The sequence below is a fragment of the Actinocorallia aurantiaca genome, from assembly GCF_039533685.1.
Taxonomy (GTDB): Bacteria; Actinomycetota; Actinomycetes; order Streptosporangiales; family Streptosporangiaceae; genus Actinocorallia; species Actinocorallia aurantiaca.
Window position 1 is genome coordinate 673,641 of the sequence record NZ_BAAATZ010000006.1, and the last position, 10,353, is coordinate 683,993.

Sequence of the window (10,353 nt, forward strand, 5' to 3'; positions counted from 1 at the left end):
ACCCCGGGCATCCAAAAATCATGGCGACAATTCTTTGGATCATCGCAGTGATCTTCGTGATAGCGGGCCTCTACACCCTGCTGGCGCGCAGGGACCTACTGTGGGGCATCATTCTCATCGTGGTCGGTCTCCTCATCGGACCCGGCGGCGTCAGTATCTTCAATCCCTAATCCAGAGGACCCGGAAAAGGTCCAAAAGAAAGGAAGGAAAGAAGAGTGAGCACCATCGAGCAGTCGATCGAGGTCGACGTTCCGGTCACCACTGCCTACAACCAGTGGACCCAGTTCGAGGAGTTCCCCAAATTCATGGAGGGGGTCGAGCGGATCGAGCAGGTCACGCCGACCCGCACCCACTGGAAGACCAGCATCGCCGGCGTCCAGCGCGAGTTCGACGCCGAGATCGACGAGCAGCACCCCGACGAGCGCGTCGCCTGGCACACGCTGGGCAAGCCGCGGCAGGCCGGGGTCGTCACCTTCCACCGGATCAGCGACGGAACCACCCGGGTCATGCTCCAGATGGACTTCGAGCCCGAGGGCCTGGCCGAGCAGGCCGCCGACAAACTGCACATCGTGGAGAGCCGGGTCAAGGGCGACCTGCGCCGCTTCAAGGACTTCATCGAGAGCCGGGGGCTGTCCACCGGCGGCTGGCGCGGCGACGTCAGCTGACGTCTCCCCCTACACGCTCTTCGAATACCCAGCATATCCAGAAGGCCAAAAGAAAGGCTGAGACAATGGGCTTCTTCGACAAGCTTCGCAACAAGGCGACCATCGGCAAGGGTCACGCCAAGGAGAACCTCGGCCGAGATACCCGCGACCCCGGACTGGCCGCGGAAGGCCAGGCCGACCGCCTCCGGGGCGGCGCCAAGCAGGTCGGCGAGCGCGTGAAGGACGCCGCTCGCGACATCCGGCGCAGCACCCGGTAACCGGCCCCGCCGGCGGAAACGCCGGTGAACAGCCAGGGAGGCCGCGATGTCGGGGGTCTCGCGGTCTCCCTTCTCTCTTCTGCCTTTACGGACACGGCATCGGCCGAGATCACCCTTCCGCCTTTCCGGCGGGTATCAGGGGCAGGGTGATCTCGAGGACGGCGCCCCGGACCTCGGGGTCGACCGCCTGAAGCGTGCCGTGGTGGGATCGCACGATCTCACGTGCCAGGGGCAGACCGAGACCGGCACCGCCCTCGTCCCGGGTCCGGGCATCGTCGAGACGGACGAAACGCCCGAAGACCCGTTCCCGGTCGGCGGGAGGGATTCCCTCCCCGTCGTCGGAGACGCGCAGGACGGCCCGGTCTCCTCGACCGCGCAGCGCCACCCTCACTTCCGAGTGGGCGTGGCGCTGCGCGTTGTCCACCAGGTTGGACAACGCGCGGGCGAGCCGCCTGGGGTGGCCTTCGACCCGGATGCCCTCTTCCAGATCGACGATGATCGGGACCCTGTCGGTATCCGGCCTGGCCGCCAGCTCGTCCGCCACCAGCTCCGTCAAGGAGATCACCGAAGCGGGTGGTCGTGCCTCCCCCGCGTCCATCCGGGCGAGGAGGAGCAGGTCCGTGGTGAGCTGCTGCAGCCGGTGCACGTCCTCGACGGCTCCGGGAAGATCCAGAAGTTCCCGGTGCTCGAGCGCTATCTCCAGTTGGGCGCGCAGGGACGCGATCGGATTGCGCAGCTCATGCGAGGCATCGGCGACGAAACGCCGCTGCTGCTCGACCGAGGACTCCAGGGCGGCGAGCGTCCGGTTGGTAGTCGCCGCCAGCCGGGCGATCTCGTCGCGGGAGTCCGGGACGGGCACTCTACGGGCCAGATCACCCGCTTCTGTGATGGACGCCATCTCCCCCCGGATCGCCTCGACGGGACGCAGCGCCCTCCGGGTGACGAGCCAGGTGGCCGCCGCGACGACGAGCAGCACCAGAGGCAGCCCCAGGAGCATCGAACGGACCGTGGCGGAGATCGCGTTACGCGTGGTCGTCAGATCCGTTCCCGCGTAGACCAGGACGGTCGTACCTCCGGGGCTGGTGGCCTCCACGGCGGCGAACCTGTACTCGTCCGTGACACCGTCGACCGTGGCGTCACGCGTGCTGAAGACCGCGTTGGTGGAGACCTCTCCCCTGTTCGGGTCGTCAGTATCAAGATCGTCTTGATCGGCTCGATCGTCGTCATCGTCCAGGTCGTACTGGCGGGGTGAGGTCCCCCGGGTGCCCGCGACGGACGTCAGATCCTCCGTCGCCGCCACGACCTCGCCCCTCGAACCGATCACCTGGACGGGTTCGTCCTCGTCGGGAAGCCGCAGATCACCGAACGCCACGCCGCCCGCGATCTGCGAGGCGACCCTGCGGGCCCCCACCTCGGCTTCCAGGTCCGCCGTACGGACCAGGTCGCTGCGCAGTGAGAGCACCACGAGCAGCCCCGTGACCACCAGCACGAGCGCCACGACGACGGTGGAGCCGAGCGTGGTGCGCGCGCGTACCGAACCGAAATTCATGTCATCCTCCGGCCGTCAGCCGGTAGCCCGCACCGCGCACCGTCACGATCGACCTGCGCCCGTAGGGGATGTCCAACTTCCGGCGCAGTGCGCTGATGTGCACTTCCACGACGTTGGGATCGCCCCGGTAGGCGGAATCCCATACGTGCTCCAGGATCTCCCGTTTGGAGACGACCTGCTCGGCGTGGAGGGCGAGATGTTCGAGGACGGCGAACTCCCGGGAGGTCAGGACGATCTCCTCCTCTCCCCTGAAGACGCGCTGGGCGTCCGGCTCCACCCGCAGATCGCCGATCGTGACCGTGGGCGAGCCTCCCCTCGTACGGCGGCGCAGAAGCGCGCGGATACGCGCCCTCAGGACGACGTAGGAGAACGGCTTCGTCACGTAGTCGTCGGCGCCCACGTCCAGGCCCTCGGCCTCGTCGTACTCTCCGTCCTTGGCGGTGAGCATGAGGATCGGGGTCTCGTCCCCGGCGGCGCGCAGGGCCGAGCAGACCCGGTAGCCGTTCATTCCCGGGAGCATCACGTCGAGGACGATGAGGTCGTACTCCTCCTCGGCGGCCCGGTACAGGCCCTCGGCGCCGTCGTGGACGACGTCCACGGTGAACCCCTCGGCGGTCAGGCCCCGCGCGAGCGAGACGGCCAGGCGGCGTTCGTCCTCCACGATCAGCAGTCGCATACCGCCAGCTTGCCAAATCGAACCTGAAGCGGGCTTCAGGTCGCTTCAGCGGATCTTCAGCGCCCTTCAGGCACGGTGGAGACATCGCAGCAGAAGGAGAGAGGCCATGAAGAAGAGGACCCTGATCGTGATCGCCACCGCCGGAGTCGTCGCCCTGGGCGGCGGGACCGCCGTGGCGCTGGCCGACGACGACACCCGGGAGCAGGTCACCCGCACCGTCACCGGAAGCGAGCCCGCCAGGACCGACCTGACGGTCGAGCAGGCGATCGCCAAGGCGCAGGAGGCGGTCAAGGGCACCGTCGGGTCCGTGGAGCTGGAGGACGACGGGTCCGGCTGGGACCTCGAGGTGCTGGCCGAGGACGGATCCTGGCACGACGCGGAGATCGACGCCAAGGGCAAGGTCGTCCGGGAGGCCTCCGACGACGATTCGGACGACTCCGATGACTCGGTTCAGGAGAAGGCCCTCGACAAGGCCGAGGCCGACGCGCTGAAGGCCGCCAAGGTCCCCGCCGCCCAGGCCGCGTCCGCCGCCGTCGGATCCGTCGCCGGAACCGTCACCTCGGTGGAGTTCGAGGACGCCGGCGACAAGCCCGCCTGGAAGGTCGAGGTCAAGGACGGCGGAGGCGTCGTCCACGAGGTCTTCGTCGACGCGGCCGACGGCAAGGTCGTCTCCAGCCGGATCGCGCCCGCCGACGACGATGACGACAACGACGACGACTGATCCGTCAGGCGGGCTCCTCCGCGGCCGCGGCCCTCGCGATGAGGTCGGCGTAGACGGGCGCCACGTAGTGGCGTGCGAACTCGCGGGCGTCGTCGACGGTGCTCATCGGGATCACGCCGCGGTCGTTGAGGACGAACGACAGGATGAGGCGGACGCAGACCTCGGCGAGGACGCCGACGCGCTCGGCGATGCCGGGCGGGACGGGCCGCGACCCGCAGACCTCGTCGAGGATCATCGCGGACGTGAACTCGTGCGCGGTCTTCAGCAGCGAGTCGCCCTCGCTGCTGAGCCGGAGGACGATCGCCTCCGGCTCGGTGTCGATGAGCCGGCGCAGCAGCGGGTGCGCTCGGAGGTGGCTCATGCTGAACGCCGCGCTCTCGACGACGCGCTCCTCGGCGTCGGCGGCCCGTGAGCGCACCTCGGTGAGCCCGTCGAAGTACCGCCTCACCTCGCGCAGGACGACCGCCTCCATGAGCTCGTCCTTGCCGGAGAAGCGCCGGTAGACCGTCACCCGCGACAGGCCGGCGCGGCGGGCCACGTCCTCCATCGTGGAGCGGCGCAGCCCGAAGTCGGTGAACTGGGCGAGGGCGGCGTCCAGGATCCGCTGCCGGAACTCGTCCGCGGGCTCTGACTCGGGCGCGGCGAGTGCCTGTCTCACCAGCTCAGCGAACATGCCTCCGCCTTCCCCGCTCCCGACCCCCACATCGTGCCGCAGCCGGGCTCTAGATACAAACGAACGAAGTATGTATCTTCTGTACATGACGGTGCTTTCCCAGCCGTGCAGACCCGGATAGGAGCCGCCATGGGGACCGCGATCGCTCCCGGCAGACAGAACTGGACCGCGCACGTCCGCTGCAAGGACGGCGACCACACGTTGGAGCTCCAGGAACGCGAACTCACCGCGGAGCGCCTCATCAGGACCTCCCGCAAGCACTCCTTCGACCCCGACACGGACGTCGACTGGGACGTCGTGGCCGACCCCGACCGCTTCTACCTTCCTCCCGCCATGGTGTCCCTGTACGAGACGCCGCTGTGGGACCGGATGACGCACCGGCAGCGGGTCGAGCTGTCCAAGCGCGAGCTGTGCAGCATCCTCACCTTCGGCATCAGCGCCGAGCTGGCCCTCATGGGCGCCCTCATCAGCCACGCCGGGAGCACCCGGTACGGCACCGCGCACTGGGCGTACTCCCTCATCGAGGTCGAGGACGAGTGCCGCCACTCCCGGATGTTCGCCCGCACCGTCGAGACCCTCGGCCTGGAGCCCTCCCCAGTGCCGTTCTGGCAGGCGCCCATGGCCAGGTTCCTCGCGCTGATCGACGATCCGATGATGGTGTTCGCCGGAGCGCTCGTGGTGGAGGAGTACACCGACTCCCTCCAGCGGGTCGTCATGGCCGACGACGCCCTGCACCCCCTCTTCCGGCAGGTCGCCCGCATCCACGTCATCGAGGAGGCGCGGCACATCAGGTTCGCCCGGGAGGAGCTCAAACGGCAGGTCGTCCGACGCTCCCCCGCCTGGCGACGGCTCAGGGCCGCCGGCTTCGCCCGCGGCATGCGCCTCCAGCTGAGCAGCGTGATCCACCCGTCCTGCTACACGGCCGTCGGACTGGACCCCGACCTCGCCCGCCGCGTCGCCCGCCTCAGCCCGCACCGCCGCCGGACCGAGCAGTGGCTCATCTCCAAGGCCACGCGCTTCCTGGAGGAGATCGGCTACCTGGACGGCCGCGCCCGCGAAATATGGACGAAGGCCGGTTACCTCCCCGCCTGACGGCGGACTCCCGAACCTCGTCGTTCTCGCCAGCACCCACTGAGCAAATTACGCGTTCACCGCTAGACAGAGCGTACAACCAGGGCGCTACCATCCCAGTTGCAACTGGGATGAATTGGTCGGTGGACGGGAGTGGGCATGCTGGCTTATGAGCGCGTCGGGACGGGTGAGCCGCTGGTGCTGCTGCACGGGCTGTCCCACCGCAGGCAGGGCTGGTATCCGGTGCTGGACCGGCTGACGGCCGAGCGCGAGGTCGTCCTGGTGGACCTGCCGGGGCACGGCGAGTCGCCCGAGCTCGGCCCCGGGAACCCCGTCGAGGCCATGCGCAAGGAGCTCCGCGTCCTCTTCGACCGCCTCGGGCTGGACCGGCCGCACGTGGCGGGCAACTCCCTGGGCGGCAGGCTCGCCCTGGAACTCGCGGCGGAAGGCGCGGCCCGCAGCGCCGTGGCCCTCTCGCCCGCCGGTTTCTGGAGCTCCGACGCCGAGCACGCCTACACCCGCTTCCTCTTCCAGTCCATCTCAGCCATCGCAAGCAGGGTCGAACCCCGCGCCGAACGTGTGCTCGCCACCAAGGCCGGCCGCGCCCTGCTGTTCTCCTGGATCCACACCCGCCCCCACACCACCCTGCCCGAACTCGCCCTCGGCGATTTCCGGGGCCTGCTGCGCGCCCTGCCGACGATCGAGCGCTTCACCGACGACCGCGAGCCCCTGCGCGCCGTGATCTCCCCGGACGTCCCCGTCGCCATCGCCTGGTCGCGGCGCGACCTCGTCCTGCCGCTCTACCAGTCGTCCGTGGCCCGCCGCCGCTTCCCCCACGCCCGCCACTTCCGGCTCCCCGGCTGCGGCCACGTCCCGATGGTCGACGCCCCGGACCTGGTCGCGAAGGTGCTGCTGCGCGGCAGCCGCTAACGCGCCGACATCAGGGAGCGGCGCAGCAGCCAGGCGCCCAGCGCGAAGAGCACGGCGGCGTAGGCCAGCAGCACGCCCAGGTTCGGGAGGATGTCGCCCACGCCGCCGTCCTCGAGGACCAGGGTGGCGAAACCGTCGTTGGCCCAGCCGTGCGGCGTGAAGAACGCGGCGGTGCGCAGCGCCGGGGAGAAGAACTCCAGCGGCATCATCGAACCTCCGATCGCGGCCAGGCCGAGCGAGAGGAAGATGCCGATCGCACCCACCTGCTGCTCCGTGCGGAAAGCCGCCCCCGCCACCATCGCGGCGCCGCCGCCGACCAGGCAGAAGGCCACCAGCAGGCCGACCGCGCCCCATGGAGAGCCCCAGTCGACGCCGAACAGCAGCGCGGACCCTCCCATGAGCAGCAGCCCCTGGAACAGCGCGAGACCGATCCGCCCCAGTGCCTCCCCGGCCAGGATGGTGCGCACCGGGGTGGGAGTGGACAGCATCCGGCCGGCGATCCCCAACTTGCGGGAGACGATCAGCACGATCGAGCCGTTCATGGCGGTCAGGAAGATGAACAGCACGAGCTGCTGGCCGGCCCCCACGTCGAACTGGCTCGAGTTCGCGTAGGCGTTCTCCTCCCCGACGGTGGTGACGTCGACCGTCACCCCGGGAAGCGACCGCGCCGTCCGATCCGCCCTGGCCAGGGTGTCGTCGAGCGAACCGCCCTGCTCCGCCGCGGCGTAACGGGAGGCCTTCAGCCGTTCGGCCTCCCGTCCCGCGGCGGCCCGGACGTTGAAGCCCACCAGGGTCCCCGTCAGGCCCGGCCGGCTCACGAACCGCAGGGTGCCCGCAGAGCCGGTCCGCACCGCCTCGCCGTATCCCTCGGGGATGACGACGCCCGCCTCCAGCCGTCCCCGCTCGACGTCCGCGACCAGCTGCCCGGCGTCGTCCTCGGTGCTGACCTCCAGACCGGGCAGCTCGTGCAGCTCGGCGGCCATCCGTGCGGCCAGCGGCCCGCCGTCCTGCACGACCACGCCCAGCCGCGCCTCGCCGCCGCTGCCGAAGGCCGCGCCGACGATGAGGATCAGCATCAAGGGCATGAGGAACACGAAGAACACGTTGCTGCGGTCACGGAACATGATCCGCAGGCCGATACCGGCGATCGCCAGCGCCTTCACGCGCCCACCCTCTTTCTCCAGCCGTAGGCGGCCAGCGCTCCGGTGACGACGGTGAACCCGGTCAGCGCCGCCACGCCGGGCAGCACGTCTACGGCCGAGGCCCCTCCCGACAGGTCCGACAGCGCCCGCAGGAACCAGTAGTGCGGGGAGATCAGGCTGAGCTTGCTCATCACCCCGCCGAGCTGCGCCACCGGGAAGAACGAGCCGCCGAGCGCGCCCAGAGTGATCGCCAGCACCGCCTGCCACTGGCCCGCCTGCTCGTGCCCGCGGGCGAACGCCGCCACCGCGGCCATCACCCCGGTCGCGGCCAGCACGCCCGCCAGTACGACCAGGCCCAGCCCCACCAGATTCCCCCACTGCACTCCGAACAGCAGCGCCATCGCGACGATGAGCAGCACCATGCTCGCCATCCCCACGAACACGCTGAGGAGGACCTTCCCGGCGAGCACCGACGTGCGGGACACGGGCGCGGCCAACAGCCTGGCGAGCGTGCCGTTCTCGCGTTCTTCGAGCACGCCGGAGACCCCGAACTGCACGGTGAAGAAGAGGAAGAACACCGCCATGCCCGCAGCCATGTAGGTGCTCCAGTCCAGCTGCTTGTCGGAGGCCGCGACGTCCTGGACGGCGACGGCCTCGGCCGACGTCACGGCGCGCCGGGCGTCCTCCGGGTCGCCTCCCACCAGTGCGACGGCCAGCCGGACCGTGGTGACCTGCGAGGTGAACGAGGTCGCGATCGACCGCGCGACCTGGGCGCCGAACGGCGAGTCCGCGTCTCCGACGACCTCTATGGCGGTTTCCGCGCCCGATCCGACGGCCGCCGTGAACCCCGGCGGGATGACGAACAGCGCGGCCAGATCGCCGTCCTCGACCAGCTTCTCGCCTTCGCCACGGCTCTGGACCGTTCGCAGGGCGATGGCTCCCGACTCCTCGACGGGTCGCAGCACTCCGTCCACGAACTGGGCGGACACCGCGCCCCTGTCGCCGTCCAGGACGCCGACCTTGAAGGTCGTCTCCTCGCCCACGCCGCCGAAGACCAGGTTGAAGACGAAGGCCAGGCCGAGCGGAAGGAGCAGCGCGTACATCAGCAACGTGCGGTCTCTCAGGCGCTGTCTGAGGTCCTTGCCCGCGATGAGCAGAGCCGTGCGCATGTCAGTTCCTCAGCGCCTTCCCCGTCAGGTGCAGGAAGACGGCCTCGAGGTCGGGTTCCACGACCTGGACGGACCTGACCGTCGTCCCTTCCGCCTCGGCCTCGTGCAGCAGCCGCGGGAGCAGCGCACGCGCGTCATGGGTGAACACCTCGACCCGTCCGTCCGCGGTGCCGGCGCCGGTGACCTCGGGCAGTGCCGCGAGCCGTGCCGTGAGCGGCTCCAGTTCGCCGTCGCCGGTCAGCGTCACGCGGTCCTGCTCACCGACGAGCGCGACCAGTTCCCGCTGCGTGCCCTCGGCCCGGATCCTCCCTTGGTCGATGATGCCGACGCGGTCGCACAGCCGTTCGGCCTCTTCCATGTAGTGCGTCGTGTAGAGGACCGCCATTCCTTCCGCGGCGAGCCTGGCGACGCCGTCCAGGATGGAGTTGCGGCTCTGCGGGTCCACTCCGGCCGTGGGCTCGTCCAGGATGAGCAGCCGGGGCCGGTGCAGCAGCCCGAGCCCGACGTTCAGCCGCCGCTGCATGCCGCCCGAGTAGTTCTTGGCGAGGTCCTTGGCCCGGTCGGCCAGCCCGACGACTTCGAGGACCTCCTCGACCCGCCGCGCCGCGTCCTTCCGGCCCAGTCCGTAGAGCCTCGCGAAGAAGCGGAGGTTCTCCCGGCCCGTCAGGTCCGGGTAGACGGCCAGTTGCTGCGGCACGTACCCGATCTTCGCCTTGAGCGCCACGCTCCCGGCCGTCAGAGGCTCCCCGTCGAGGAGGATCTCTCCGGCGTCCCTGGCCATGATCCCCGCGATCATCGAGATCGCCGTGGTCTTCCCCGCTCCGTTGGGGCCGAGCAGCCCGTAGGTCTCCCCTTCCCGGATGGAGAAGCCGAGGTCGTCGACCGCGACGAGCTCTCCGAACCTCTTGGTCAGCCCCTCGCACCGGAGAACGACCCCTTCGGCTTCCGCCATGCTCTTCCCGTCCTTCGTCGTTCACGGCTCGGCGGGAGTACGCATCCGAGCAGCCCAAACCTGGCAGCTCACATCGACGAAATCTATGGACTTTTGGCCTTATGAGCGGAAATTGGATGAATGGAAGCGGGACGGCCGGCGCGGAAGACGCCTCGGAGGTTGGCCGCGGTCCGGGGTCAGCTCCCCGCGAGGAGAGCGTCGAGCCTGCGGTAGCCGTCGGTGACCCAGTGCTCCAGGCCGCGGGTGGTGAGCTGGTCGCGGTGGTCCAGGGTGTCGATGACCGACAGGGAGGTGACGCGGGTGCGGCCGTCGCCCAGGTCCTCGAAGGTGACGGTCTCCAGGCAGGTGGCGTCGGGGGCGGCTTCGTAGGTGTAGGTCTGGGCCAGGCGGGGGGAGGGCTGTTCGCCGTCGCCCGAGGGGGCGGGGGCGGGGCCGGGGTCGACCTGGGTGGTGACGTGTTTGGGGCCCTGCCAGCGGACGGCCAGGGCGGGGTCCGTCCAGGCGCGGCGGACGCGGGCGGGCGGGGCGTCGAAGTCGCGGACGATCAG

At 69.8% G+C, this 10,353-nt stretch carries 13 protein-coding genes; 6 read left to right on the forward strand and 7 right to left on the reverse strand.

All coding sequences use genetic code 11. The features are described from left to right. Positions 1-20: 20 nt before the first annotated feature. The 3 genes from ABD327_RS10080 (at position 21) to ABD327_RS10090 (ending at position 922) form a co-directional block, all read left to right on the forward strand. The gene (locus tag ABD327_RS10080) at positions 21-170 is read left to right on the forward strand and encodes a GPGG-motif small membrane protein (protein WP_344449993.1); all 150 of its coding nucleotides are present in this window, start codon (positions 21-23) and stop codon (positions 168-170) included. A gap of 45 nt (positions 171-215) precedes the next feature. After that, on the forward strand, positions 216-665 hold the full coding sequence (locus tag ABD327_RS10085; protein WP_344449994.1) for an SRPBCC family protein: 450 nt from the start codon (positions 216-218) through the stop codon (positions 663-665). Between the two features lie 65 nt (positions 666-730). Beyond that, positions 731-922, forward strand: a complete 192-nt coding sequence (locus ABD327_RS10090; protein WP_344449995.1) for a CsbD family protein — start codon at positions 731-733, stop codon at positions 920-922. 109 nt (positions 923-1,031) lie between these two features. Here the strand turns inward: ABD327_RS10090 and ABD327_RS10095 are convergent, their stop codons facing one another. Both ABD327_RS10095 and ABD327_RS10100 read right to left on the reverse strand, forming a co-directional pair. Next, positions 1,032-2,471 carry a sensor histidine kinase gene (locus ABD327_RS10095; protein ID WP_344449996.1) on the reverse strand — a complete coding sequence of 480 codons (1,440 nt, stop codon included), beginning with the start codon at positions 2,469-2,471 and terminating at the stop codon, positions 1,032-1,034. A gap of 1 nt (position 2,472) precedes the next feature. Further along, on the reverse strand, positions 2,473-3,147 hold the full coding sequence (locus ABD327_RS10100) for a response regulator transcription factor (protein WP_344449997.1): 675 nt from the start codon (positions 3,145-3,147) through the stop codon (positions 2,473-2,475). A 106-nt stretch (positions 3,148-3,253) separates the two neighbouring features. Between ABD327_RS10100 and ABD327_RS10105 the strand changes: the two genes are divergently transcribed. Continuing rightward, complete coding sequence (locus ABD327_RS10105; RefSeq protein ID WP_344449998.1) at positions 3,254-3,868, forward strand: PepSY domain-containing protein; 615 nt, start codon at positions 3,254-3,256, stop codon at positions 3,866-3,868. Between the two features lie 4 nt (positions 3,869-3,872). Here ABD327_RS10105 and ABD327_RS10110 read toward each other — a convergent pair whose 3' ends face one another. Then, a complete protein-coding gene (locus tag ABD327_RS10110) occupies positions 3,873-4,541 on the reverse strand; it encodes a TetR/AcrR family transcriptional regulator (RefSeq protein ID WP_344449999.1) in 669 nt (222 codons plus the stop codon). 129 nt (positions 4,542-4,670) lie between these two features. Between ABD327_RS10110 and ABD327_RS10115 the strand changes: the two genes are divergently transcribed. Continuing rightward, positions 4,671-5,633, forward strand: coding sequence for an AurF N-oxygenase family protein (locus tag ABD327_RS10115; protein WP_344450000.1), 963 nt, complete (start codon positions 4,671-4,673; stop codon positions 5,631-5,633). Between the two features lie 138 nt (positions 5,634-5,771). Then, positions 5,772-6,542, forward strand: coding sequence for an alpha/beta fold hydrolase (locus ABD327_RS10120; protein WP_344450001.1), 771 nt, complete (start codon positions 5,772-5,774; stop codon positions 6,540-6,542). Here ABD327_RS10120 and ABD327_RS10125 read toward each other — a convergent pair. The 4 genes from ABD327_RS10125 to ABD327_RS10140 form a co-directional block, all read right to left on the reverse strand. After that, positions 6,539-7,705, reverse strand: a complete 1,167-nt coding sequence (locus tag ABD327_RS10125; protein ID WP_344450002.1) for an ABC transporter permease — start codon at positions 7,703-7,705, stop codon at positions 6,539-6,541. The two genes, ABD327_RS10120 and ABD327_RS10125, sit on opposite strands and share 4 nt — an antisense overlap. After that, on the reverse strand, positions 7,702-8,853 hold the full coding sequence (locus ABD327_RS10130) for an ABC transporter permease (RefSeq protein WP_344450003.1): 1,152 nt from the start codon (positions 8,851-8,853) through the stop codon (positions 7,702-7,704). Before ABD327_RS10130 ends, ABD327_RS10125 begins: the two co-directional genes overlap by 4 nt. A gap of 1 nt (position 8,854) precedes the next feature. Beyond that, entirely contained in the window at positions 8,855-9,805 is a 951-nt protein-coding gene (locus ABD327_RS10135; protein ID WP_344450004.1) for an ABC transporter ATP-binding protein, read from the reverse strand. A 176-nt stretch (positions 9,806-9,981) separates the two neighbouring features. Further along, positions 9,982-10,353 (reverse strand): SRPBCC family protein (locus tag ABD327_RS10140; RefSeq protein WP_344450005.1); only part of this gene is annotated, 372 nt, incomplete at its 5' end.